The sequence below is a fragment of the Stutzerimonas chloritidismutans genome (genome assembly GCF_038562055.1).
Lineage (GTDB): Bacteria > Pseudomonadota > Gammaproteobacteria > Pseudomonadales > Pseudomonadaceae > Stutzerimonas > Stutzerimonas chloritidismutans_A.
On record NZ_JBCFXD010000002.1, the window covers coordinates 615,262 to 639,820 of the forward strand.

23 protein-coding genes and 2 tRNA genes are annotated in these 24,559 nt (G+C 57.7%); 3 read left to right on the top strand and 22 right to left on the bottom strand.

Translation table 11 applies throughout. The annotated features are described in order from the left end of the window. The first annotated feature begins 15 nt into the window (after positions 1-15). A complete protein-coding gene (locus AAGW23_RS06330) occupies positions 16-270 on the top strand; it encodes a DUF2845 domain-containing protein (RefSeq protein ID WP_342405513.1) in 255 nt (84 codons plus the stop codon). Between the two features lie 15 nt (positions 271-285). Beyond that, positions 286-591: a DUF2845 domain-containing protein gene (locus tag AAGW23_RS06335; RefSeq protein ID WP_342405467.1), complete on the top strand. Its 306-nt coding sequence runs from the start codon at positions 286-288 to the stop codon at positions 589-591. A 50-nt stretch (positions 592-641) separates the two neighbouring features. Here the strand turns inward: AAGW23_RS06335 and AAGW23_RS06340 are convergent, their stop codons facing one another. From AAGW23_RS06340 to rlmE, 16 genes are all read right to left on the bottom strand, one after another. Beyond that, positions 642-1,037 carry a BON domain-containing protein gene (locus AAGW23_RS06340; protein WP_342405468.1) on the bottom strand — a complete coding sequence of 132 codons (396 nt, stop codon included), beginning with the start codon at positions 1,035-1,037 and terminating at the stop codon, positions 642-644. A 274-nt stretch (positions 1,038-1,311) separates the two neighbouring features. After that, complete coding sequence (gene pnp / locus AAGW23_RS06345; protein ID WP_342405469.1) at positions 1,312-3,417, bottom strand: polyribonucleotide nucleotidyltransferase; 2,106 nt, start codon at positions 3,415-3,417, stop codon at positions 1,312-1,314. 205 nt (positions 3,418-3,622) lie between these two features. Continuing rightward, positions 3,623-3,892: a 30S ribosomal protein S15 gene (gene rpsO / locus AAGW23_RS06350; RefSeq protein WP_019342083.1), complete on the bottom strand. Its 270-nt coding sequence runs from the start codon at positions 3,890-3,892 to the stop codon at positions 3,623-3,625. Between the two features lie 119 nt (positions 3,893-4,011). Continuing rightward, on the bottom strand, positions 4,012-4,929 hold the full coding sequence (gene truB, locus AAGW23_RS06355; protein WP_342405470.1) for a tRNA pseudouridine(55) synthase TruB: 918 nt from the start codon (positions 4,927-4,929) through the stop codon (positions 4,012-4,014). A gap of 2 nt (positions 4,930-4,931) precedes the next feature. Continuing rightward, entirely contained in the window at positions 4,932-5,321 is a 390-nt protein-coding gene (rbfA, locus tag AAGW23_RS06360; RefSeq protein ID WP_342405471.1) for a 30S ribosome-binding factor RbfA, read from the bottom strand. A 113-nt stretch (positions 5,322-5,434) separates the two neighbouring features. Beyond that, positions 5,435-7,936, bottom strand: coding sequence for a translation initiation factor IF-2 (gene infB, locus AAGW23_RS06365; protein ID WP_342405472.1), 2,502 nt, complete (start codon positions 7,934-7,936; stop codon positions 5,435-5,437). 28 nt (positions 7,937-7,964) lie between these two features. Beyond that, the gene (nusA, locus tag AAGW23_RS06370; protein WP_342405473.1) at positions 7,965-9,446 is read right to left on the bottom strand and encodes a transcription termination factor NusA; all 1,482 of its coding nucleotides are present in this window, start codon (positions 9,444-9,446) and stop codon (positions 7,965-7,967) included. 48 nt (positions 9,447-9,494) lie between these two features. After that, complete coding sequence (gene rimP, locus AAGW23_RS06375; RefSeq protein ID WP_342405474.1) at positions 9,495-9,953, bottom strand: ribosome maturation factor RimP; 459 nt, start codon at positions 9,951-9,953, stop codon at positions 9,495-9,497. A gap of 128 nt (positions 9,954-10,081) precedes the next feature. Then, positions 10,082-10,158: transfer RNA gene (locus tag AAGW23_RS06380), tRNA-Met, on the bottom strand. Positions 10,159-10,248: 90 nt separating this feature from the next. After that, positions 10,249-10,334 (bottom strand) — tRNA-Leu (locus AAGW23_RS06385). Between the two features lie 7 nt (positions 10,335-10,341). Next, complete coding sequence (secG, locus tag AAGW23_RS06390; RefSeq protein ID WP_148926756.1) at positions 10,342-10,725, bottom strand: preprotein translocase subunit SecG; 384 nt, start codon at positions 10,723-10,725, stop codon at positions 10,342-10,344. A 4-nt stretch (positions 10,726-10,729) separates the two neighbouring features. Then, a complete protein-coding gene (gene tpiA / locus AAGW23_RS06395; RefSeq protein WP_342405475.1) occupies positions 10,730-11,485 on the bottom strand; it encodes a triose-phosphate isomerase in 756 nt (251 codons plus the stop codon). A gap of 66 nt (positions 11,486-11,551) precedes the next feature. Continuing rightward, on the bottom strand, positions 11,552-12,889 hold the full coding sequence (glmM, locus tag AAGW23_RS06400) for a phosphoglucosamine mutase (RefSeq protein ID WP_342405476.1): 1,338 nt from the start codon (positions 12,887-12,889) through the stop codon (positions 11,552-11,554). 9 nt (positions 12,890-12,898) lie between these two features. Continuing rightward, positions 12,899-13,750, bottom strand: a complete 852-nt coding sequence (folP, locus tag AAGW23_RS06405) for a dihydropteroate synthase (protein WP_342405477.1) — start codon at positions 13,748-13,750, stop codon at positions 12,899-12,901. Between the two features lie 16 nt (positions 13,751-13,766). Continuing rightward, a complete protein-coding gene (ftsH, locus tag AAGW23_RS06410) occupies positions 13,767-15,677 on the bottom strand; it encodes an ATP-dependent zinc metalloprotease FtsH (RefSeq protein WP_342405515.1) in 1,911 nt (636 codons plus the stop codon). 191 nt (positions 15,678-15,868) lie between these two features. Further along, complete coding sequence (gene rlmE, locus AAGW23_RS06415; protein ID WP_342405478.1) at positions 15,869-16,519, bottom strand: 23S rRNA (uridine(2552)-2'-O)-methyltransferase RlmE; 651 nt, start codon at positions 16,517-16,519, stop codon at positions 15,869-15,871. A gap of 81 nt (positions 16,520-16,600) precedes the next feature. Here rlmE and AAGW23_RS06420 point away from each other — a divergent pair, with 81 nt between their 5' ends. Next, positions 16,601-16,912 carry a YhbY family RNA-binding protein gene (locus tag AAGW23_RS06420; protein ID WP_342405479.1) on the top strand — a complete coding sequence of 104 codons (312 nt, stop codon included), beginning with the start codon at positions 16,601-16,603 and terminating at the stop codon, positions 16,910-16,912. Positions 16,913-16,938: 26 nt separating this feature from the next. On the opposite strand, the gene AAGW23_RS06425 is transcribed toward AAGW23_RS06420, so the two are convergent. The 6 genes from AAGW23_RS06425 to dnaJ form a co-directional block, all read right to left on the bottom strand. After that, positions 16,939-17,337 (bottom strand): DUF4149 domain-containing protein, encoded by a 399-nt coding sequence (locus tag AAGW23_RS06425; protein WP_342405480.1) that lies wholly within the window; start codon positions 17,335-17,337, stop codon positions 16,939-16,941. 10 nt (positions 17,338-17,347) lie between these two features. Continuing rightward, positions 17,348-17,824, bottom strand: coding sequence for a transcription elongation factor GreA (gene greA, locus AAGW23_RS06430; RefSeq protein ID WP_046162835.1), 477 nt, complete (start codon positions 17,822-17,824; stop codon positions 17,348-17,350). Beyond that, positions 17,821-21,042: a carbamoyl-phosphate synthase large subunit gene (gene carB / locus AAGW23_RS06435; protein ID WP_342405481.1), complete on the bottom strand. Its 3,222-nt coding sequence runs from the start codon at positions 21,040-21,042 to the stop codon at positions 17,821-17,823. Before carB ends, greA begins: the two co-directional genes overlap by 4 nt. Before the next feature lie 30 nt (positions 21,043-21,072). Further along, complete coding sequence (carA, locus tag AAGW23_RS06440) at positions 21,073-22,209, bottom strand: glutamine-hydrolyzing carbamoyl-phosphate synthase small subunit (RefSeq protein ID WP_102835586.1); 1,137 nt, start codon at positions 22,207-22,209, stop codon at positions 21,073-21,075. Between the two features lie 191 nt (positions 22,210-22,400). Beyond that, positions 22,401-23,207: a 4-hydroxy-tetrahydrodipicolinate reductase gene (dapB, locus tag AAGW23_RS06445; protein WP_342405482.1), complete on the bottom strand. Its 807-nt coding sequence runs from the start codon at positions 23,205-23,207 to the stop codon at positions 22,401-22,403. 77 nt (positions 23,208-23,284) lie between these two features. After that, complete coding sequence (gene dnaJ / locus AAGW23_RS06450) at positions 23,285-24,412, bottom strand: molecular chaperone DnaJ (protein WP_342405483.1); 1,128 nt, start codon at positions 24,410-24,412, stop codon at positions 23,285-23,287. Between the last annotated feature and the right edge of the window lie 147 nt (positions 24,413-24,559).

Here is a 24,559-nt window from a genome sequence, read left to right on the forward strand (position 1 = left end):
TTCGCGGTCGGTTTGATGAGCTCAGGAGTCGGCGCGGACACCCTCCGTTGCGGCAGCAGCCTGATCAACACTGGCGACCGCACCTTCGAAGTGGAGCGTAAATGTGGCGAACCGGCCCAGCGTGACCTGGTCGGTTACACACTGGGCGCACATCAACGCCGCGAGATGATGCGTGAAGAATGGGTTTACGGCCCAGACAATGGCGTATTCAGCATCCTCACATTCGAGGGCAACCGGCTGGTACGGATAGAAACCAGTCGCGCCAACTGAGCTCAGGGAGTCGCCATGCGGAAAAGTATCTTGCTGGCCGCGCTTACCCTCACAATCTTTGCGCTGCAGGTGCAGGCTTCCTCGACATTTCGTTGCGGTAGCAAGCTGGTAAGCCTGAGAGATTCGACAGCCGAGGTTCAGGCCAAGTGCGGCGAACCGACTAACCGTGCATTGACCGGATACAAGGAGTTGGTCGACGAATACGGTTTTCATCAGGAGGTCCAGATTGAGGAATGGACCTACGGCCCCACCAATGGCATGTACCATTTTTTGCGCTTCGAAGGTAACCGCCTCAGTAATATCGATAGCGAACGAGGCTGATGAGCAAAAAAACCCGCTGCAAGCAGCGGGCTTTTATATTGCCTAAGCGGTTAGTCCACCGCTTTCAGGCCATCTGCAGCGACGTCTTTGACGCCTTCGATAGTCTTAGCCTTGTCGATGGCCATCTCACGTTGCGCCTCGGTGGCAACAGTCCCGGACAGAGAGACGACACCATTGTTGGTTTCGACCTCGATCTGCATGCCTGGAGTCGAGTCGCCAGCAAGCAGGGCTGATTTGACCTTGGTAGTGATCCAGGTGTCGGACATCGCCTCACCCGCCTCGTCTGCGGTATGTTCAGCGGCGTCCATGGTGTCGCTGGCAGCCAGCATCATCGGTTGCGGCTCGTCAAAAGCTGAGGTGGTTTCGGCGAACGCGGTGCCTGCCATCGGCAAGCTGAAGGCAGTTGCAATAGCAGCAGCAGTAATAGAAGTCTGGATCTTGTTCATGAGTCGCACTCCTGTTTCTCATAGTGGCTGCGGCATAGCCCTACCGCAGGTTCACCTTAGATATCGCAAGCTGCATGCCAAACTCTGAAATTATAAATATCTATAATTTTCAATCACATAGCGATATGTAATGCCGCCCTGCCACTAGCACTCTGCATGTTTCGAGCAAGCGAAGCGTGCAGACTGCAATATCCCAGCTAGCGCAACGACGTGGCTGGCTTTCGCCGATGCAAAAAAAAAGAGCCCCGAAGGGCTCTTCTTGTCACCGGAATGCTTATGCGCCAGAAGCTTCGGCAGCAGCGACATCCTTGATCGACAGCTTGATACGGCCACGGTTATCAACGTCCAGCACCAGAACCTTCACTTCCTGGCCTTCCTTGAGTACGTCGGTGACCTTCTCGACGCGCTGATCGCTCAGCATCGAGATGTGCACTAGGCCGTCCTTGCCCGGCAGGATGTTTACGAAGGCGCCAAAGTCGACAATGCGCTCAACCTTGCCGACGTAGATCTTGCCGATCTCCGCTTCAGCAGTAATCCCCAGAACACGCTGCTTGGCGGCCTCTGCTGCCTCCTTGGTTTCGCCAAAGATCTTGATCGAACCATCGTCTTCGATGTCGATTGAGGCTTTGGTTTCTTCGCAGATGCTGCGGATGGTGGCGCCACCCTTACCGATGACGTCGCGGATCTTGTCCTGATCGATCTTCATCGCAATCATGGTCGGTGCGTTGGCCGACAGTTCGGTACGCGACTGACCGATGACCTGGTTCATCTGACCGAGAATGTTCAGACGCGCTTCCAGCGCCTGACCTAGCGCGATCTCCATGATTTCTTCGGTGATGCCCTGGATCTTGATGTCCATCTGCAGCGCGGTAACGCCCTTGGCAGTACCGGCAACCTTGAAGTCCATGTCGCCCAAGTGATCCTCATCGCCCAAGATGTCGGTCAGAACGGCGAACTTCTCGCCTTCCTTGACCAAGCCCATGGCGATACCGGCAACGGGTGCCTTCATCGGCACACCGGCATCCATCAATGCGAGGGAAGCACCACAAACCGAAGCCATGGAGCTGGAACCGTTGGACTCGGTGATCTCTGAAACCACGCGAATGGTGTACGGGAACTCGTCAGCGCTCGGCAGCATGGCAGAAACGGAACGACGGGCCAGACGGCCATGACCGATTTCGCGGCGACCAGTAGCGCCCATGCGACCACACTCACCGACCGAGTACGGCGGGAAGTTGTAGTGCAGCATGAAGGGGTCTTTCTTCTCGCCTTCGAGGGTGTCGAGCAGCTGAGCGTCGCGCGCGGTGCCCAGGGTGGCAACCACGAGTGCCTGGGTTTCACCACGGGTGAACAGCGCCGAGCCGTGAGTCTTGTCGAGCACGCCAACTTCGATGTTCAGACCACGCACGGTATGCGTGTCACGGCCATCGATACGCGGCTTGCCGTTGACGATGTTCTCACGGACGGTGCGGTATTCGATTTCGCCAAAGGCTTCCTTAACTTCACCGGCTGACGGCTGACCTTCTTCACCGGAGAATTTGGCAACGACCTGATCTTTCAGCTCACCCAGGCGCGCATAACGGTCCTGCTTGATGGTGATGGTATACGCCTGCGAGATAGCCTCGCCGAACTCACTACGAATAGCGCTGAGCAGTTGAGTGTTTTCAGCTTTCGGCTGCCAGTCCCAGGTTGGCTTGCCTGCTTCGGCCGCCAACTCGGTCACCGCCTGAACAACGGCCTGGAACTCGTCGTGAGCGAAGAGTACTGCGCCCAGCATCTGATCTTCTGTCAGCTCTTTGGCTTCGGATTCAACCATCAGAACCGCGTCTTTGGTACCGGCAACAACCATGTCCAGGCTGGAGGCCTTGAGTTGCTCGTATGTCGGGTTCAGCAGGTAGCCGGTTTCCGGATGGAAGGCAACGCGTGCTGCACCGATCGGACCGTTGAACGGAATTCCCGAAATTGCCAGCGCAGCTGAAGTACCGATCATCGCAGCGATGTCCGGATCGGTTTTCTTGCTAGTCGATACGACAGTACAGATGACCTGTACTTCGTTTTGAAAACCTTCTGGAAAAAGCGGACGGATCGGACGATCAATCAGGCGCGAGGTCAGTGTTTCCTTTTCGGAAGGACGTGCTTCACGCTTGAAGAAGCCACCTGGAATCTTGCCGGCTGCGTAGGTTTTTTCCTGGTAGTGGACCGAAAGCGGGAAAAAGCCTTTGCTTGGGTCGGCGGTCTTGGCACCGGTGACGGCGACCAGGACGGTCACATCGTCATCAACGGTGACCAATACGGCACCACTGGCCTGACGGGCAATACGGCCAGTCTCGAGGGTTACGGTCGATTGACCGAATTGGAATTTCTTGATTACCGGGTTCACGGTGGTTCCTTCTCTTTGTTGCCTTGGGGGAATCGTTCTCACATCCCGCGGGCACGGCCTCGCGCGGGACATGTCACACAAATTTGTGGGCAGGGGTGGGAGTCGTCCTTACCCCTGTCCGAAACGTGCGCTTCTGAAAGGCAAAAGCTGGAAGCAGGGCAAACCCCACTTCCAGCTTTGGCATTCAGCTTCGCACCAGCATCGCTTAGCGACGCAGACCCAGACGACCAATCAGGGTGCTGTAACGAGTAGTGTCCTTGCCCTTCAGGTAATCCAGCAGCTTACGACGCTGGTTAACCATACGGATCAGACCCCGACGGGAGTGGTGGTCTTTGCCGTTGGCCTTGAAGTGACCTTGCAGCTTGTTGATGTTGGCGGTGAGCAGGGCAACCTGCACTTCCGGGGAACCGGTATCGCCTTCAGCTTGCTTGTACTCGCCAACGATCTGGGCTTTTTCTTCAACGCTAAGTGCCATGATGGGCTCCTTCTATGAACAGGCCGGGATTGCATCCCGTGTTTTAAAAGAGGTGTGACCGTGCCTGCCAACAGCCATCCTCGTAACGCGACGCACCCTCAGGGCGCGCCGCGTATCGGTCACTCGGACCGAATCAGTCGACGCGGCGCAATACGCCCGTCCTCGCTCACTTCACCGATTCCGATGAAGCGAGCATTGTGATCCTGCACCCGCACCATGCCGAATTTCGGCGCTTCCGGTGCCCGTACCGGCTGCCCATGCAGCCAATAAAATGCGCTGTGCTCTGACAGCTGCAGCAGCGGCCAGTGCTCGAGTCCGCTGTCCACGGGCTTCAGAAAGGCATCAACCGCCTCAGCACCACCTTCTGAGTGCACCCGCTCAAGCTCTTCGAGACTGACCGTCTGACTAAGATCGAACGGTCCCGCTTGGGTTCTCCGCAGCTCGGCGACGTGCGCACCACAGCCCAGGGCATGCCCGATATCCTCGACCAATGTTCGGATATAAGTGCCTTTGCTGCACGCGACGGTCAGACGCGCTCGGTCATCCTCAAGCGAGAGCAATTCCAAGCGCGCAATGGTAACAGAACGCGGCTCGCGCTCCACTACCTCTCCTGCTCGCGCCAGCTTGTACAGCGGCTGACCATCGCGCTTGAGCGCTGAGTACATCGGCGGGACCTGCTGCAGATCGCCACGAAACTGCGGCAATGCAGCCTCTAGCTGTTTCTGGCTGACGGAGACGGGCTTGCGCTCAATCACCTCACCCTCAGCATCGGCCGTCGTGGTGGTCACGCCAAGCTGGGCGACAGTTTCGTAGCCCTTATCGGCGTCCAGCAGATATTGAGAAAACTTTGTAGCTTCGCCAAAGCACAGGGGAAGCACACCGGTTGCCAGCGGATCCAGGCTACCAGTATGTCCAGCCTTCTCGGCGTTGAGTAACCAGCGAACCTTCTGCAAGGCTGCGTTCGAAGTAAACCCACGGGGTTTATCAAGAAGAATGATGCCGCTGACGTCGCGGCGAATGCGTTTTACCTGTGCCAAACCTACTCTCCAACATCATCGCTGTGCTTGCGATCTTCAGCTACAGCGCGCTCGATAAGCGATGTCAGCTCGACGCCACGACGCACACTGGCGTCATAGTTGAAATGCAACTGCGGCACGGTACGAAGCTTCATTGCCTTGCCCAACTGCATCCGCAGGAAACCACTAGCGTCGTTGAGAATCCGAAGGTTGGCCTTGACCGCATTTTCATCGTCGTCTTTACCCATGACGGTGATGAACACCTTGGCATGAGACAGATCCCGACTGACTTCGACGGCGGTTATGGTTATCAGACCCAGACGCGGGTCCTTCACTTCACGCTGAATCAACTGCGCCAATTCACGCTGCATCTGATCGCCGATACGCTGGGTACGGCTGAATTCTTTGGCCATAAAATCTGCCTTGAGCAGCAAGCTGCTAACCTAAAAACGTTGTGCTGCAAAGGCAAACGGCAAGCCTCAGGGTCGCCCCTGAATGCTTGCCGTCTGTTGCCTAACAGCTGCTGTTACAGCGAGCGCGCCACTTCGACTTTCTCGAATACTTCGATCTTGTCGCCAGCTTTAACGTCGTTGTAACTCTTCACCGCGATACCACATTCCATACCAGCACGTACCTCGGCGACGTCGTCCTTGAAGCGGCGCAGCGATTCCAGCTCGCCTTCGAAGATCACCACATCGTCGCGCAGAACGCGGATCGGACGATTGCGGTGAACCATGCCCTCGGTGACCATGCAACCCGCCACGGCACCAAACTTCGGTGAGCGGAACACATCCCTGACCTCTGCAATACCGAGGATGTTCTCGCGAACATCGCTGCCCAGCATGCCGGTCAGCGCCTTCTTGACGTCTTCAATGATGTCGTAGATGACGTTGTAGTAACGCAGATCCAGACCTTCCTGCTCGACGATCTTACGCGCACCAGCATCAGCACGAACGTTGAAGCCGAACAGCACTGCATTAGACGCCAGCGCCAGGTTGGCGTCGCTCTCGGTGATACCACCGACACCGCCACCGATGACGCGAACCTGAACCTCATCGTTGCCCAAGCCACTGAGCGAGCCCTGCAGGGCTTCCAGCGAACCACGGACATCGGATTTGAGGACGATGTTAAGCGTCTTCTTCTCTTCCTGGCCCATGTTCTCGAAGATGTTTTCCAGCTTACCGGCGTGCGCACGGGCCAGCTTCACTTCGCGGAACTTGCCCTGACGGAACAAGGCCACTTCACGGGCTTTCTTCTCATCGGTCAGCACGCTGAGCTCATCCCCAGCGTCCGGCGTGCCGTCGAGTCCGAGAATTTCGACCGGAATCGAAGGGCCAGCTTCCTTGATTGGCTTGCCGTTCTCATCAAGCATGGCGCGGATACGACCGTAGTTGGAGCCAACCAGCGCCATGTCGCCCTGACGCAGCGTACCGTCCTGAACCAGCACGGTAGCAACCGGGCCGCGCCCCTTATCCAGACGCGACTCGACGACAACACCACGGCCTGGGGCCGATGGGGTTGCTGTCAGTTCGAGAATTTCCGCCTGCAGCAGAACCGCCTCGAGCAAATCGTCAACACCGGTACCCATCTTCGCGGAAACCGATACAAACGGCGTGTCGCCGCCCCACTCTTCCGAAGTCACTTCGTGAACAGACAGCTCGCTGCGGATGCGATCGAGATCGGCGCCCGGCTTATCGATCTTATTTACGGCCACGACCAGCGGGACACCAGCAGCCTTGGCATGCTGGATTGCCTCGATGGTTTGCGGCATCACGCCATCGTCCGCCGCCACGACCAGGATGACAATGTCAGTCGCTTGAGCACCACGGGCACGCATCGCAGTAAACGCAGCGTGGCCCGGAGTATCAAGGAAGGTCACCATTCCACGATCAGTTTCGACGTGATAGGCACCGATGTGCTGAGTAATACCGCCCGCTTCACCAGCAGCAACCTTGGCGCGACGGATGTAGTCGAGCAGCGAGGTCTTGCCGTGGTCAACGTGACCCATCACAGTCACCACCGGAGCACGAGTGATGGCTTCACCCTCGAACTTCAGCAGCTCGGCCAGCTGTTCTTCCAGAGCGTTATCACTGACCAGCTTGACCTTGTGGCCCAGCTCTTCAGCGATCAACTGGGCAGTTTCCTGATCCAAGACCTGGTTGATGGTCACCGGGGTGCCCATCTTGAACATGAACTTGATGACTTCCGCCGCCTTGACCGACATCTGCTGCGCCAGATCACCGACGGTGATGGTCTCACCAATGGCAACTTCGCGAACAATCGGGCCGGTTGGGCTCTGGAAACCATGCGCGTTGCGCTTCTTCAGCTTCGACTTGCCGCGTCCGCCGCGACGGAACCCATCGGCGTCGTCTTCGCCGCTTCGCGCTGTGCGCGACAACGGAGCTTTTGCCTTCAAGGAAGGGCGATGCTGAGCTTGCTTGCGATCACGACGTTCGTCGTCGTCGCTGCGTGCTTTGTCGGGACGACGCGGCTCATCCTTCTTGCGCTCCTCGACGGGAGGGGCGACGGGAGCAACGACCGGCGCAGGATCAGCAGACACAGCTGCAACCGGCTCAGAGGAAGCGGCGGCCGGCGCTTGAGTTTTTGCAGCTTCGGCCTGACGACGTGCTTCTGCCTCGGCTTGTTGGCGAGCCTCTTCAGCCGCTTTCTGACGAGCGGCTTCCTCGGCAGCGCGCTGCTCCTCGAGCTCGCGCTGCTTCTCGGCCTCTATTTCGTCAGGACTGCGCTTGACGAAAGTTTTCTTCTTGCGCACTTCCACGCTAATGGTCTTGCTGCCACCCACTTTCAGCTTGGTGGTGGTCTTGCGCTGCAAGGTAATCTTGCGCGGCTCATCCACCTTGGCGCCGTGGCTGCTTTTTAGGTGCGCCAACAGGGCCTGCTTTTCATTATCGGTCACTACTTGCTCGGCGCTGGTGTGCGACAGTCCTGCCTCACGCATCTGCTGTAGCAGTCGCTCGACCGGTGTGTCGACCACCTGGGCCAGTTGTTTCACCGTGACTTGCGTCATGCATCTCTCTCCTCAGGCCGCTAATTACTTACTCGAACCAATGGGCTCGGGCGGCCATGATCAGCTTGCCGGCACGTTCTTGATCTATGCCGTCTATGTCGAGCAGATCGTCAATCGACTGCTCGGCCAGGTCTTCGCGGGTGACTACACCCCGCACTGCCAACTCGACCGCCAGTTCGTTGTCCATACCATCCAGCGCAAGCAAATCCTCCGCCGGCTGGGCGTCTGCCAGTTTTTCTTCCGTTGCGATCGCTTTAGTTAGCAAGCGATCCTTGGCGCGGGTTCTCAGCTCGTTGACGATATCTTCGTCGAAGCCTTCGATGCCGAGCATTTCCTCCATTGGGACGTAGGCGATCTCTTCGAGAGAGGTGAAACCTTCCTCGACCAGTACTTGTGCCAGCTCCTCATCAACATCGAGCTCTTCGATGAAATTGCGTAAGATGTCACCAGTTTCTTCTTGCTGCTTGCTCTGGATGTCCGCTTCAGTCATCACGTTCAGCGTCCAACCGGTCAACTGACTGGCAAGACGTACGTTCTGCCCGCCCCGACCGATTGCCTGGGCCAGATTGTCTTCGCCGACCGCGATATCCATGGCATGCGCATCTTCATCGACGATGATGGCAGCCACTTCAGCTGGGGCCATCGCGTTGATGACGAACTGTGCGGGGTTCTCGTCCCATAGCACGATATCGACACGCTCTCCGCCGATCTCGCCGGAAACGGCCTGAACACGCGAACCGCGCATACCAATGCACGCGCCTTGCGGGTCGATTCGTTTGTCTTTCGAGCGCACGGCTATCTTGGCGCGAGATCCTGGATCCCGCGAAGCAGCCATCACTTCAATCAGCCCTTCGGCAATTTCCGGAACTTCAATGCGGAACAGCTCGATCAGCATTTGCGGCGCTGTACGAGAAAGAATCAACTGAGGGCCGCGATTCTCGGTGCGGATTTCCTTAAGCAGCGCACGAACCCGCGCACCGACCCGAAAGGTTTCCCGAGAAATAATGTCTTCTCGAGCCAGCAACGCTTCCGCATTATTACCCAGGTCGACGATGACGCTGTCTCGGGTAACCTTTTTCACCGTGCCGGAGATGATCTCGCCCAAGCGATCACGATAGGCCTCGACCACTTGGGCGCGCTCGGCCTCCCGGACCTTCTGCACGATGACCTGCTTGGCTGTCTGAGCGGCGATCCGACCGAACTCGATCGACTCGATCTTTTCCTCCAAGACATCACCAACTTTGGCCCCAGCGTCGACGGCCTGCTTCATGTCGACGGTCAACTGGTGTGCCGGATCGTCGAAATCCTCTTCCTCGACCACCGTCCAGCGGCGAAAGGTCTCGTAGCTACCGTTCTGCCGATTGATCTCGACCCGCAGGTCAACCTCGTCCTCGAAGCGCTTCTTGGTAGCAGTGGCCAAAGCCAGCTCCAATGCCTCGAAGATTACACTGGCCGGTACGCCTTTCTCGTTGGATACCGACTCCACAACCAGCAGTACTTCTTTGCTCATCGTACGCCTCGCCTATCGCAATCCATTGGGGTCCGCGGGATCCGCGACTCACTCAAAACGGGGAATTATGTTGGTCTTGTCGATCATGTCGATCGGCAACAGGTATTCATGGTCGTCGACCAGCACCACTACATCCTGCTCCTCGACCCCGCGCAGAAGACCTTGAAAATTGCGCCGTCCCTCAAAGGGCGAACGCAGTTTGATTTTGACTTGTTCGCCCACATGAGCCTTGAACTGCTCGAGCGTGAATAGAGGTCGATCCATACCAGGCGAGGACACTTCAAGGGTGTAGTCAGAGCTGATTGGATCTTCAACGTCGAGCACACCACTCAGTTGGCGGCTCACTTTTTCGCAGTCGTCGACAAGAATTCCGTTGGAATGGTCGATATAGACCCGCAACAAAGAATGTCGACCCTGCGAAATGAATTCGATACCCCAGCATTGATAGCCGAGCGCCTCGACCACTGGGGCCAACAAGGCCTGCAACTGTTCTAGCTTGCTCGACATCGAAGTCCCTCGCGCATGCTGTACAAATGAAAAATGGGCGAAACGCCCATCCATGACGATCGCCTGTAGATGCCGGCGACCTGGCTTGAAGCTAATAAAAAGCCCCTCGACAGGGGCTTTTTATCAACTGGTTGCGGGGGCTGGATTTGAACCAACGACCTTCGGGTTATGAGCCCGACGAGCTACCAGACTGCTCCACCCCGCGTCAAACTGGGCACGAATTATACGACCACACTGACAACAGGTCAACCGAAAGACTAAAACAAGAAAGCCCGCATTTGCGGGCCTGCTTGTTTGGTACCGAGGAGGGGACTCGAACCCCTACAGCCTATGGCCACTACCACCTCAAGGTAGCGTGTCTACCAATTCCACCACCTCGGCAAAAACCTTATTCCTGCTCCTGCAGCTGAGGCACATCATCTGCAACGGGTGCGGATGGAGCGCTTTCCAACACAGGCACATCTTCCACTACTGGCTTACTGACCGGCACTTCAAGAACCGCCGGATCCGGCAGACCTGCCCCTGAGAGCTGATCAGCCTGACGAGTTGCGAAAAATGCCAACCCAAGACTCGTAGCGAAAAAAACGGCCGCAAGTATAGCAGTAAATCGACTAAGAAAGGTAGAGGACCCCTGACTTCCAAATACAGTTGCGGAAGCACCCGAACCAAAGGAGGCGCCAGCATCAGCCCCTTTACCTTGCTGCAGCAACACCAGCGCAACCACACCAATGGCAACCAGCAGATGCACCACAATCACAACAGTCTGCAACATCTGATCAGTTCCCTGCGGCACGACAAATCGCACCGAAATCATTCGCTTTCAGGGAGGCGCCACCGATAAGCCCCCCATCGATATCCTGCATCTCGAAAAGCTCAGCAGCATTTTCCGCTTTTACACTGCCTCCGTAGAGGATTCGCACGCCATCAGCGATACGGCGATCTTCGCGAGCCAACTGCTCCCGAATCGCAGCATGCACCTCTTGAGCCTGCTGCGGCGTCGCAGTCAGCCCGGTGCCTATCGCCCAGACTGGCTCATAAGCCACCACCGCCTTCTCAAACGCGGCAACTCCAGCACCAGCCAATACACTAGCAAGCTGCCGCCCAACCACTTCCAGAGTCTGCCCGGCCTGACGCTGCTCCAGCGTCTCCCCCAGGCATAGCGCCGGCGTCATCCCGCACGCCAATGCCGCTACAAACTTCTTGCTTACCACTTCGTCGCTTTCGCCCATAATCAGACGACGTTCGGAATGACCAACCAGAACCCAGCTCGCACCTGCATCAACCAGCTGAGACGCTGACTCCTCACCTGTCAGAGCACCAAACCCGGCTTCCGCCGCACAATCCTGAGCCCCTACAGCAATCGCCCTGCCTTGCAGACCACTCACAACCTGCGTCAGATGCAGACTCGACGGAAATACCGCAACCTCTACACCCGCCGGAAAGTCCTGCAGGCGAAGCGCCTCGATCAGCTCTGCGACGCTGGCGCGGGTACCGTTCATCTTCCAGTTACCAGCTACCAATGGGCGACGCATGCTTTACCTCGTCGGTCAAAGTGGGCGCAGATGGTACTCAACGAAAGTGCGCCTGGCAAGCGTAAATCACACACAAACTTCTTTAACCGCGCTCGCCAGCTCCTCGGCATAACTGCGGACCTGATTTTCGTCATCGCCTTCGACCATAACCCGCACCAACGGCTCGGTGCCGGATTTTCGCAACAGCACCCGACCACGGCCAGCCATACGCTCCGTGACGCTGTCGCAGACAGCCTGCACCTGAGGATGGGAAATCGGATCCCGATTGCCACTGAACCGCACGTTGATCAACACCTGGGGGCATTTGCTCCAGACCATACGCTCCTGTGCGAGACTGCGACCATGACGCTTCAAAGCAAGCACAACCTGGAGCGCGGCAATAATCGCATCTCCTGTGGTGACATGCTGCGCGCAGACTATGTGACCTGAGTTTTCGCCTCCCAGCACCCAATCACGCTCGAGCATTTCAGCCATTACGTAGCGATCACCCACCTTGGCCCGTACAAAAGGAATGTCGCGCGCTTTAAGCGCCAACTCCAGACCGAGATTACTCATCAACGTGCCAACAACCCCACCGATCAGGCGGTCCCGATCCTGCAAGTCAGCGGCAATGATGTAGAGCAGCTCATCGCCATCAACCTGAGTGCCGGTATGATCGACCATCATTACTCGATCACCGTCACCATCGAAGGCTATGCCAAGATCGGCACCCTGCTCGATCACCGCCTTCTGCAGTTGTGCAACATGTGTGGAGCCTACGCCGGCGTTAATGTTCAGCCCATCCGGCTGAGCAGCGATAACCGTCACCTCCGCCCCGAGCTCTCGGAAAACGCTGGGGGCTACCTTGTAGGTCGCACCGTGAGCGCAATCAAGCACGATCTTCATACCACTGAAATCAGTGCTGGTCGGCACACTGCTCTTGCAGAACTCGATATAGCGCCCAGCTGCATCATTTATCCGTGAAGCCTTGCCTAGCTGCACCGAATCTACAACCGTCATCGGCGTGTCGAGCAGCTCCTCGATCATCAATTCAACTTCATCGGGCAGTTTCGTTCCCCGGCTAGAGAAGAACTTGATTCCATTATCGTGATGAGGGTTATGTGAGGCACTGATCACGATACCAGCGTCCGCATGGAAGGTACGCGTCAGGTAGGCGACCGCAGGGGTTGGCATAGGACCCAGCAACAACACATCGGCGCCTGCGGCAGAAAGCCCAGCTTGCAGCGCCGACTCGAACATGTAGCCCGAGATCCGAGTGTCTTTGCCAATCAAAATGCGACATTTCCCATGCTTGCGAAACGCCATACCTGCGGCCCACCCAAGACGCAGCATGAATTCCGGCGTGATCGGAAACTGCCCCACATGGCCACGAATACCATCGGTGCCGAAATACTTTCTACCCATAAATAATCCCTATTCCGCCGCCTGCACTGCGGCAATCATTCGAACCACATCAACCGTTTCGGCCACATCATGCACCCGTAGGATGCTAGCGCCCTTCGCAACAGCCAGCGCAGCTAGCGCCAAACTGCCGTATAGACGGTGCGGCAGATCCCGCTGCAAGGCTTGGCCGACCATGCTCTTGCGGGACACACCAATAAGCAACGGACGCCCTAACGTATGGAGCTGTTCCAGGCTGTTGAACAAACTAAGATTATGGGCGAGATTTTTCGCAAAGCCGAACCCCGGGTCGAGCACGATCCGGTCGGCTGGGATGCCTGCAGCTGCACATGCTTCCATGCGCTCACGCAAAAAACTTGCGACCTCGCGAGTCACATCGTCGTAGCGCGGATCGTTCTGCATATCGCCAGGCTCGCCTCGCATGTGCATCAAGCACACCGGAAGCCCGCTATCAGCCGACGCACCCAGCGCTCCTTCGCGAGACAGAGAGCGGACATCATTGATCAAGCCTGCGCCGAGACGCGCAGTCTCGCGAATTACAGCAGGTGTTGAGGTGTCGACCGAGATAATTATGTCCAACTCTCGAGCAATCGCCTCTACCACAGGCGCAACACGCTCGAGCTCTTCAATTGGCGAAACAATGCGCGCACCTGGGCGAGTGGACTCCCCACCCACGTCGATTAATGTCGCACCAGCCGCCACCATGGCGCCGGCGTGCCGTAGTGCCGCATCGACGTCCGCATGAAGACCGCCATCAGAGAACGAGTCGGGTGTGACGTTCAAGATGCCCATGACATGTGGACGGGACAAATCAAGAACCCGGCTACCACAAGACAGCCGGGTTGAGTACAACTTTTCTCTCATCTAACGCAGCCTTAGCCTAGTGCTCGCCAGCGGGACCACCAATAGGAGTCTGCGGGCGACCACCTTCAGGCTGGATGGGCGTTCCGGTTGGACCAGAGCCATCCTGCCAGTCACGCGGCTCACGTGGAGTCCGGCCGGCCATGATGTCATCGATTTGATCAGCATCGATGGTCTCGTACTTCATCAGTGTCTCAGCCATCAGATCAAGCTTGTCACGGTTGTCGGAAAGAATCTGCTTAGCCGTGCCGTAGCACTGATCGATGATGCTACGAACCTCGAGATCGATCAGCTTCGCAGTGTCACCGGACACATTTGTGTGCTGACTACCCGCACTGCGACCAAGGAAAACTTCCCCCTCTTCCTCCGCGTACATCAGCGGACCCAACTTTTCAGACAAGCCCCACTTGGTAACCATGTTACGAGCCAGCTGGGTAGCACGCATGATGTCATTGGAAGCGCCGGTCGTAACACCTTCGAAGCCGAGCGTCATTTCCTCTGCAATCCGCCCCCCAAACAGCGAACATATCTGACTGATCAATGCGCGCTTGGAAAGGCTGTAGCGGTCTTCCTCAGGCAGGAACATCGTTACTCCCAACGCTCTGCCACGGGGAATGATCGATACCTTATAGACCGGATCGTGCTCCGGAACGACGCGACCAACGATGGCGTGACCCGCTTCGTGGTAGGCCGTATTGAGCCGCTCCTTCTCGGACATGACCATCGACTTGCGCTCAGCGCCCATCATGATCTTGTCCTTGGCCAGCTCGAACTCTTTCATTTCAACCACACGCTTACCGGCACGCGCAGCAAACAACGATGCTTCGTTGACCAGATTGGCCAAGTCGGCACCTGAAAACCCAGGAGTTCCACGCGCAATCAACGCCGGCTCGACACTGTCGCCAAGCGGAACCTTGCGCATATGTACTTTCAGGATCTGTTCGCGACCACGAATATCGGGAAGCCCAACGACCACTTGACGGTCGAAGCGACCAGGGCGAAGCAGCGCAGGATCGAGCACATCCGGGCGGTTCGTGGCAGCAATGACGATGATGCCGTCATTCATTTCGAAACCGTCCATCTCGACCAGCAACTGGTTCAACGTCTGCTCGCGCTCGTCGTGACCGCCTCCAAGCCCCGCACCACGATGGCGCCCGACAGCGTCGATCTCATCGATAAAAATGATGCACGGTGCGTGCTTCTTTGCTTGCTCGAACATGTCGCGGACGCGACTGGCGCCCACACCGACGAACATCTCAACAAAATCGGAACCGGAGATGGTAAAGAAAGGCACCTTAGCCTCGCCGGCGACCGCCTTAGCCAAAAGCGTCTTACCGGTACCCGGCGATCCAACCATCAGCACACCGCGCGGAATGCGACCTCCGAGACGTTGAAACTTACCGGGGTCACGCAGGAACTCGACCAGCTCAGTGACTTCTTCTTTCGCCTCGTCACAACCAGCGACATCAGCAAACGTGGTTTTGACCTGATCTTCGGACAGCAGGCGAGCCTTGCTCTTGCCAAAGCTCATCGGGCCGCCTTTGCCACCCGCGCCGCCTTGCATCTGCCGCATGAAGAACATGAAAACCGCAATGATCACCAGAATCGGGAAGCTCGCCACCAGCAACTGCGTCCAGATGCTCTGCTGCTCAGGCTGCCTGCCTTCGATCACCACATTATTGTTGATCAAGTCACCGATCAGACCATTGTCCTGAATCGCAGGGCGAATAGTCTTGAAGGTCTCGCCGTCACTGCGCTTGCCGGTAATGACGAAACCGTCGACGGTGACGCGCTCGACCTGACCTTCTTTCACCTGCTCGATGAAATCCGAATAGTTGAGCGTTTGCGGCTCGGTCGGGCTGGAAAAGTTGTTCATCACCGTCACCAGGACAGCGGCAATGATCAACCACAAAATCAGGTTCTTTGCCATGTCGTTCAATTCACTACCCTCTAGAGCAGGCGGGTTGTCGGGAGCCTGCATGACGGCCGATGGTTCGCTCTTGGCCTAACTTACTACACAACGTTGCTAAACGCGCAGCTCGGTCTGTAACCCGATATGAAACATGCTAGCCGGTAATTCATGGGCCGAAGCTTGACGGGATGGTTTCAGCTCCCGCTCGGTTAAGACCGCAGCGCCTCAAGCGCGTTGCCATCGCCTCGGTATCCGCGCGCCAGCAGATACTGTTCACGCGAACGGTCCCTTGAGGACAAGGGTTTACGCATCTGTACCTTATCGAAATTCTGCCGCACATCTTTCAGGTAGGCATCAAAGCCATCCCCTTGGAAAATCTTGATCAGAAAGTCCCCACCAGGACGCAGAACCCGCATGGCCAGATCAAGCGCGAGCTCACAGAGAAACATCGCTCGTGCCTGGTCAGCAACCTTCACCCCACTCATATTGGGGGCCATATCGGAAATCACAAGGTCGACTTGCGATTCACCAATGGCCTGAAGGATTTCAGCGAATACTTCGTCCTCGGTAAAATCACCAAGAACAAAGGTGACGTCCGCAATGCTGTCCATGGGCAAAATATCGGACGCGATCAGCCTCCCGCGATCACCGATCACCCTGCTGGTGACCTGCGACCAGCCGCCTGGTGCAGCCCCTAGATCGACCACTGTCATACCTGGCCGAAGAATACGATCTTTTTCCTGAATCTCGAGGAGCTTGTAGCTCGCTCGCGACCGATAGCCATCTCGCTGCGCCATCTTTACATAAGGATCGTCGAAATGTTCTTTCAGCCAACGCGGGCTGGTCTTGGAGCGTGCCAAGCTGTTACCTCATCTGTGCGGCTCAGAGCGTGTCAGTTACACTAGCCGGGTTTTCCAGGGTTCTGACGCAAGGGTCGAATTATGCCGCTCACTAACGAGCAGAAGAAACAGTACAAATCCATCGGCCATCATCTAAAGCCTGTATTAATCGTATCGGAGAACGGCTTGACCGAAGGCGTACAAGCCGAGCTGGAGCGAGCCCTGAACGATCACGAATTGATCAAGGTGCAGCTGCGGATCACCGAGCGCGATGATCGGCGTGCGCTAACCGAAGAATTGTGCAAAATTGGCGGCTGCGAGCTGGTTCAGGCTATCGGCAAGATGGCTCTGATCTATCGCAAGAACCCCAAAGTGAACAAGCAGCTATCCAACGTACATCGGTTCCAGAGCTGATCCACTCTATCAGCCGCGGCCTTCTGCTAGCGCTCCCGTCCGGGAGCGACTTGCAGCACCAGAATCAATCCGCACAAACCCATCGCCAAGTAACTGAACACCAACCAGTATGGTGATTCGATAATACCCGCCCGCGCCGAAAAATGACCTCCTGCCAGTAGCAGCACTGCCATCAATAGCTGACCTCGCAGATCGCGCCAAAGACTGCGAAGCCCGCAGAGCTGGATCAGCACCGCTGCCTGAAGTAACACACAAAACGCAGCGAAGCCCACCAGCAAAGGCCGTAGACTGCTGGCGACCTCTTCGATCAGCAACGGCGCCAAGCCGATCTTGGCCAACGCCGGCAGCATCACAAACTGCAGAAGCCATAGCCCGCCGACCCAGAATGTCTGGGCCAGCTGCCAACTAATCACGCCTGCGCGCATCGGTCGAATCTCAGAGATGGCGAACCTCGACGATCTCGAACTCGACCAGTCCGCCCGGCGTTTTCACCACCGCGACGTCGCCTTCGACCTTGCCGATCAGAGCGCGCGCAATTGGGGAGCCTACCGAGATTTTGCCTAGCTTGATCTCCGCTTCGTCCTCACCAACGATCTGATAAGTGACGCGCTCATCAGTCTCGACATTGGCAATCTCGACGGTGGTACCGAAGATCACTTTGCCGGTGTGCGGAATGCTGCTGACATCAATCACTTGGGCATTCTGCAAACGCCCTTCGATATCACGAATCCGCGCTTCGACCATACCCTGCTGTTCGCGGGCGGCGTGATACTCGGCGTTTTCCTTGAGATCCCCCAGCTCACGCGCCACACCGATGTCGTGACTGAGCTTGGGGCGAAGGACCTTGGTGAGATGATGTAGCTCTTCTTCCAAGGCGCGCGCGCCCTGGACAGTCATTGGGTATTTAGTCATGCCTTGATTCCTGCATGGAGATCCTGCAAGCGACGCACGGTCTTCTCGGGGCCGAACTTCAGCGCCTCACAGATCGCCTGCCCACCAGCCAGGGTGGTGGTGCAACAGATCTTGTGCTGCAGAGCGTTACGACGGATTGAGTAAGAGTCGGCGATGGACTGACGCCCCTCGGTAGTATTGATGATCAGGGTGACCTCGTCATTCTTGATCATATCGACAACGTGCGGGCGACCCTCGGTTACCTTGTTCACCCGACGCACCGGCAGCCCAGCAGCCTCGATGATCTTTGCCGTGCCAGCCGTACCGACTACTTCGAACCCAAGGTCGATCAGATCACGCGCCACCTGGGCTACGTGTGGCTTGTCATCATCGCGCACACTGATGAACGCACAGCCACTGTTCGGCAGAATTTCGCTAGCGCCGAGCTGAGCCTTGGCAAAGGCTTCAGCGAAGCTATCGCCGACCCCCATCACTTCACCAGTCGATTTCATCTCCGGGCCGAGGATCGGGTCGACACCCGGGAACTTGGCGAAGGGGAAAACCGCCTCTTTAACACTGTAGAACTCTGGAATTATTTCTTCGGTCAGCCCGACCTCAGCCAGCGTTTTACCGGCCATGACACGAGCCGCAATCATCGCCAGCGAGACGCCGATGCACTTCGATACGAACGGCACAGTGCGCGACGCACGCGGGTTGACCTCAATGACGAAGATGTCCTCGCCCTGAACGGCCATCTGCACGTTCATCAGACCGACCACACCCAGCTCCAGCGCCATCTTCTTGACCTGGTCGCGAATCTCATCCTGGATGTGCGCCGGCAGCGAGTAAGGAGGCAGCGAGCACGCCGAGTCACCGGAGTGCACGCCTGCCTGCTCGATGTGCTGCATGATGGCGCCGATTACCACGTGCTCGCCGTCACACACCGCATCGATATCGACCTCGATGGCGCAGTTGAGGAAGTGATCCAGCAGCACTGGACTGTCATTCGACACCTTCACCGCTTCGCGCATGTAGCGCTTGAGCTCTTCTTCCTGGTAAACGATTTCCATCGCACGACCGCCCAGTACATAAGACGGACGCACCACCAGCGGATAACCAATCACTTTCGAAGCGGCAAGTGCCTCTTCTTCGCTGCGGGCGGTCGCGTTTGGCGGCTGGCGCAAATTCAGACGCTCAACCATCTGCTGGAACCGCTCACGATCTTCGGCGCGATCGATGGAATCAGGGCTGGTCCCGATGATTGGCACACCCGCCTCTTCCAGAGCGCGCGCCAGTTTCAGCGGGGTCTGTCCACCGTACTGCACGATCACGCCCTTAGGCTGCTCGACCCGCACGATTTCCAGCACATCTTCCAAGGTCACCGGCTCGAAATACAGGCGATCTGAGGTGTCGTAGTCTGTGGAGACGGTTTCCGGGTTGCAGTTGACCATGATGGTTTCATAACCATCGTCGCGCATCGCCAACGCTGCGTGAACGCAGCAGTAGTCGAACTCGATGCCTTGACCGATACGGTTCGGCCCGCCGCCGAGGATCATGATCTTTTCGCGGCTGGACGGATTGGCCTCGCACTCTTCCTCGTAGGTCGAATACATGTAGGCCGTATCGGTGGCAAATTCGGCGGCGCAGGTGTCGACGCGCTTGTAGACCGGCAGCACCTTGAGCTTGTGGCGGTGGGCACGCAAGTTCTTCTCGGTTACCCCGAGCAGCTTGGCCAGACGCGCATCTGAAAACCCCTTGCGCTTAAGCTTGTACATGACATCGCGATCAATGCTGGACAGGCCCAGTGTCTTGATCTGCTCCTCTTCCTTGATCAGATCTTCGATCTGCACCAGGAACCACTCGTCGATGCGCGTGAGGTCGAACACTTCAGCGACCGTCTTGCCAGCGCGGAAAGCATCGGCCACGTACCAAATACGATCAGCGCCAGGCACGGTCAGCTCACGCTTGAGGGTGCTTTCGCTCTCGGGGTCAGTCAGATCGAGCTTCGGATCAAAGCCGGACACACCGACTTCCAGGCCGCGCAGCGCTTTCTGTACAGATTCCTGGAAAGTGCGCCCGATGGCCATGACCTCACCGACCGATTTCATCTGGGTGGTCAAGCGAGCATCAGCTTTGGGGAATTTCTCGAAAGCGAAACGCGGAATCTTGGTCACGACGTAGTCGATCGCCGGCTCGAAGGACGCAGGGGTGCGGCCACCGGTAATGTCGTTCTGCAACTCGTCGAGGGTGTAGCCCACCGCAAGCTTTGCAGCGATCTTGGCAATGGGGAAGCCAGTGGCTTTGGACGCCAGAGCTGACGAACGCGAAACTCGCGGGTTCATCTCGATCACGACCATACGGCCGGTGTTGGGGCAAATGCCAAACTGCACGTTGGAACCGCCGGTTTCCACGCCGATCTCGCGCAACACCGCCAGCGAGGCGTTACGCAGAATCTGATATTCCTTATCGGTCAGCGTTTGCGCTGGCGCGACGGTAATGGAGTCGCCGGTGTGGACCCCCATCGGATCGAAGTTTTCGATGGCACAGACGATGATGCAGTTGTCCTTCTTATCACGGACCACCTCCATCTCGTATTCCTTCCAGCCGATCAGCGACTCATCGATCAGCAGCTCGCTGGTCGGCGACAAGTCTAAGCCACGAGCGCAGATCTCCTCGAACTCTTCACGGTTGTAGGCGATACCGCCACCGGTGCCGCCCATAGTGAACGAGGGACGGATGATGCAAGGAAATCCGACCTTATCGAGCACGCCATAGGCTTCGTCCATGTTGTGCGCGATACCGGAGACCGGGCATGCAAGGCCGATATTCTTCATAGCCTTGTCGAAGCGCGAGCGATCTTCAGCCTTGTCGATGGTGTCAGCGTTGGCGCCAATCATCTCGACGCCAAACTTCTCCAGGATGCCGTGCTTTTCCAGGTCAAGCGCGCAGTTCAGCGCGGTCTGACCACCCATCGTCGGCAGCAGCGCATCGGGACGTTCCTTCTCGATGATCTTGGCGACGGTGGCCCACTTGATTGGCTCGATATAAGTGGCATCGGCCATGGAAGGGTCGGTCATGATGGTCGCGGGGTTGGAATTGACCAGGATGACGCGGAACCCTTCTTCGCGCAGTGCTTTGCACGCCTGCGCTCCGGAGTAATCGAACTCGCACGCCTGGCCGATAACGATCGGGCCAGCGCCGAGGATCAGAATGCTTTTGATGTCTGTACGTTTTGGCATGGTCTCTCTCGAATTCTGTGCTCGGCGAACTTAGCGGCGCTTGGCCATGGCGTCGATGAAGCGATCAAACAACGGCGCGACATCATGCGGACCCGGGCTAGCCTCAGGGTGGCCCTGGAAGCTGAAGGCAACCTTGTCAGTGCGCTCAATACCTTGCAGCGTGCCGTCGAACAGCGACTTGTGCGTGGCGCGCACATTGCTAGGCAGGCTGGCTTCGTCCACGGCAAAGCCATGGTTCTGACTGGTGATCATCACCACACCCGTCTTCAGATCCTGAACCGGGTGGTTCGCACCGTGGTGGCCGTTGGGCATCTTCACGGTCTTGGCACCAGAGGCCAACGCCAACAATTGATGGCCGAGGCAGATACCGAACACCGGAATGTCGGTTTCGAGCACTTCCTGGATCGCCTTGATCGCGTAGTCGCAAGGCTCGGGGTCACCGGGGCCGTTGGCCAGGAAGATACCGTCCGGGTTCAGCGCCAGGGCTTCGCTGGCAGGCGTCTGAGCCGGCAACACAGTGACCCGGCAACCACGCGCGACCAGCATGCGCAGAATGTTGTACTTCACGCCGTAGTCGAAGGCGACCACATGGTACGGCAGCTCACTGGCAGGCACTTCAGCATGACCGTCATCACTCAGACACCAAACGCTCGAGCGCCACTCGTAGCGCTCCTTGACGCTGACCTCTTTGGCCAGGTCCATGCCCTTGAGACCGGGGAAGCTGCGAGCCAGCTCCAGCGCCTTTTCTTCAGTTGCATCGTCACCTGCCAGGATGCAACCATCCTGAGCGCCTTTCTCGCGAAGGATACGGGTCAGACGGCGCGTATCGATACCAGCAATGGCGACGGTGCCATTGGCCTTGAGGTAATCCGGCAGCGGCTGCTTGTCCCGCCAGTTGCTCGAGACCAGCGGCAAATCGCGAATCACCAGCCCGGCAGCCCAAACCTTCCAGGACTCGGCGTCTTCTGGGGTAGTACCGGTATTGCCAACGTGCGGATAGGTCAAGGTGACGATTTGCTTGGCATAGGAAGGATCGGTGAGGATTTCCTGATAGCCGGTCATGGCGGTATTAAACACCACCTCACCGATAGTCTGGCCGTCGGCGCCGATAGATTCGCCGCGAAAAATACTGCCATCGGCAAGGGCGAGAATGGCTGGCTTAGTCAAGAGACCTCCCAAAGATCAAGGCTGAAGCAAGCGCAGATTGTAAAAAAGCGGGATGACGTGTGAAGGTCATCCCGCTTTTTATTTGATTCATTCTGCGCAACTTTTAGTGGACACACTAAAACGGGAAGATTACAGAAACCGCCCTTTCAGGTCCAGCCGCAATCAGCCAAAACGCCGAGCGAGGCGCTTCCTCAGCGCAACCCGAGCACATCCTGCATGTCATACAGCCCTGCTGGCTGCTGCTCCAACCACATCGCAGCACGCACCGCGCCTTTGGCGAAAGTCATCCGACTGGATGCCTTATGGGTGATCTCGACCCGCTCGCCCTCGGCGGCAAACAACACCGTGTGATCACCTACCACGTCGCCGGCGCGCACGGTGGCGAAACCAATCGTCTCCCGCGCGCGGGCGCCCGTCTGCCCTTCGCGCCCATAAACCGCAACCTTCTGCAGATCGCGGCCAAGCGCCTGCGCGACGACCTCACCCATGCGCAATGCAGTGCCCGACGGAGCATCGACCTTGTGGCGGTGATGCGCCTCGATGATCTCGATATCTACCTCGTCACCCAGCACGCGCGCAGCCGTATCAAGCAATTTCAGACACAAATTGACGCCGACACTGAAGTTAGCCGCAAACACGATGGAGATATCCTGCGCGGCTGCCGCCAGCTTCTCTTTCTCTGCCACCGAAAAACCAGTGGTGCCGATTACCATCGCCTTGCCTGCGCGTCGGCACACTTCGAGATTTTTCAGCGTGACCGAAGGATGAGTGAAATCGATCAGCACATCGAACTCGTCGACAACCTTCGCCACTTCACCAATCAGCGGCACGCCGAGCCGCCCGATAGCTGCCAGTTCGCCCGCATCGGCGCCGACCAGCGTACTGTCAGGTCGGTCGATGGCAGCCGTCAGGCCCGCGGCGCCGGCAGTTTGCTGAACTGCCTCGACCAGTGTCTTGCCCATACGCCCGGCGGCGCCCGTTACTGCAATACGTCGCATAAAAACAGCTCCAAGCTGCAAGCCTCAAGCTGCAAGAGCGCCTTCAGGAAGGCTGCCGCCTGCAGCTTGCCGCTGGATTAAAGATCGCCAAAGAATCGCTTAACGCCTTCGAACCAGCCACTGGCCTTTGGCGAATGCGAGCTGTCGCTCTGCAATGTCTTGCGGAACTCGTCGAGTATCTCGCGCTGGCGCTTGCCCAGGTTGACCGGCGTTTCCACCGCGACCCTGCACAACAGATCGCCAGCCGCGCCGCCACGCACAGGCGCCACACCCTTGCCGCGCAGACGGAACTGCTTGCCAGTCTGAGTACCTTCTGGGATTTTCAGCTTCACACGCCCGTCGAGGGTTGGCACTTCCAACTCGCCGCCCAGCGCCGCATCGGCGAAACTGATCGGTACCTCGCAAAATAAGTGCTTGCCGTCACGCTGAAAAATCGGGTGCTCACGAACGTTGACCACCACGTAAAGATCTCCAGCCGGACCGCCCTGAGCGCCCGCCTCGCCTTCACCCGTCAAACGGATCCGGTCACCTGTATCGACGCCCGGCGGCACCTTGACCGAAAGCGTCTTCTGCTCTTCGACCCGACCTTGCCCATGACAGCTACCGCAAGGGTCGGAAATCATCTTGCCGCTGCCATGACAGCGTGGGCAGGTCTGCTGGACCGAGAAGAAACCCTGCTGCATGCGCACCTGGCCAATGCCGCCACAGGTGGTACAGGTCACCGGGCTGGTACCCTTCTTTGCGCCGGAGCCGTCGCAGGTCTTGCATTCAGCCAAGGTGGGCACCCGAATGGTGACCGTAGTGCCCCGCACAGCCTCCTCCAGATCCAGCTCAAGGGTGTAGCGCAGATCGCTACCGCGCTGAGCACCGCCACGTGAACTGCCGCGACCGCCAGCAAAGAAATCACTGAACACATCGCCAAAGATGTCGGAGAAGTTGGCGTTGCCGTAAGCCGCACCCGCGCCAGCCCCCATTTGGGGATCGACGCCGGCATGACCGTATTGGTCGTAGGCCTGACGTTTGCTCGCATCCGAAAGCACTTCGTAAGCCTCGTTGGCTTCTTTGAATGCGTCTTCAGCGGCTTTATCTCCGGGATTACGGTCCGGATGATGCTTCATTGCGAGGCGACGATAAGCCTTTTTCAGCTCCGCCTCGCTGGCGCCGCGCTCGACACCCAGCACTTCGTAATAGTCACGTTTGGCCATAAGTTTCCTGAACCTTCAAATTCGTACCCTCCAGACACGCCGACGCGGGAGCAAGCCCCCGCGCGGCGATCAGACCCGTCGCGGCATCACCGCATCGGGCTGGAGCGAAAGACAGCAGCCTGAATGGCCCCTGCCCTCACCTCACTC

Bases quoted from the DNA above. Each gene is read 5' to 3' on its own strand.
- AAGW23_RS06330 (WP_342405513.1), top strand. From the start codon at position 16: ATGAGCTCAGGAGTCGGCGCGGACACCCTCCGTTGCGGCAGCAGCCTG.
- AAGW23_RS06335 (WP_342405467.1), top strand. From the start codon at position 286: ATGCGGAAAAGTATCTTGCTGGCCGCGCTTACCCTCACAATCTTTGCG.
- AAGW23_RS06340 (WP_342405468.1), bottom strand. From the start codon at position 1,037: ATGAACAAGATCCAGACTTCTATTACTGCTGCTGCTATTGCAACTGCC.
- rpsO (WP_019342083.1), bottom strand. From the start codon at position 3,892: ATGGCACTTAGCGTTGAAGAAAAAGCCCAGATCGTTGGCGAGTACAAG.
- rbfA (WP_342405471.1), bottom strand. From the start codon at position 5,321: ATGGCCAAAGAATTCAGCCGTACCCAGCGTATCGGCGATCAGATGCAG.
- infB (WP_342405472.1), bottom strand. From the start codon at position 7,936: ATGACGCAAGTCACGGTGAAACAACTGGCCCAGGTGGTCGACACACCG.
- nusA (WP_342405473.1), bottom strand. From the start codon at position 9,446: ATGAGCAAAGAAGTACTGCTGGTTGTGGAGTCGGTATCCAACGAGAAA.
- rimP (WP_342405474.1), bottom strand. From the start codon at position 9,953: ATGTCGAGCAAGCTAGAACAGTTGCAGGCCTTGTTGGCCCCAGTGGTC.
- secG (WP_148926756.1), bottom strand. From the start codon at position 10,725: ATGTTGCAGACTGTTGTGATTGTGGTGCATCTGCTGGTTGCCATTGGT.
- tpiA (WP_342405475.1), bottom strand. From the start codon at position 11,485: ATGCGTCGCCCATTGGTAGCTGGTAACTGGAAGATGAACGGTACCCGC.
- glmM (WP_342405476.1), bottom strand. From the start codon at position 12,889: ATGGGTAGAAAGTATTTCGGCACCGATGGTATTCGTGGCCATGTGGGG.
- folP (WP_342405477.1), bottom strand. From the start codon at position 13,750: ATGAGAGAAAAGTTGTACTCAACCCGGCTGTCTTGTGGTAGCCGGGTT.
- ftsH (WP_342405515.1), bottom strand. From the start codon at position 15,677: ATGGCAAAGAACCTGATTTTGTGGTTGATCATTGCCGCTGTCCTGGTG.
- AAGW23_RS06420 (WP_342405479.1), top strand. From the start codon at position 16,601: ATGCCGCTCACTAACGAGCAGAAGAAACAGTACAAATCCATCGGCCAT.
- AAGW23_RS06425 (WP_342405480.1), bottom strand. From the start codon at position 17,337: ATGCGCGCAGGCGTGATTAGTTGGCAGCTGGCCCAGACATTCTGGGTC.
- greA (WP_046162835.1), bottom strand. From the start codon at position 17,824: ATGACTAAATACCCAATGACTGTCCAGGGCGCGCGCGCCTTGGAAGAA.
- carB (WP_342405481.1), bottom strand. From the start codon at position 21,042: ATGCCAAAACGTACAGACATCAAAAGCATTCTGATCCTCGGCGCTGGC.
- dapB (WP_342405482.1), bottom strand. From the start codon at position 23,207: ATGCGACGTATTGCAGTAACGGGCGCCGCCGGGCGTATGGGCAAGACA.
- dnaJ (WP_342405483.1), bottom strand. From the start codon at position 24,412: ATGGCCAAACGTGACTATTACGAAGTGCTGGGTGTCGAGCGCGGCGCC.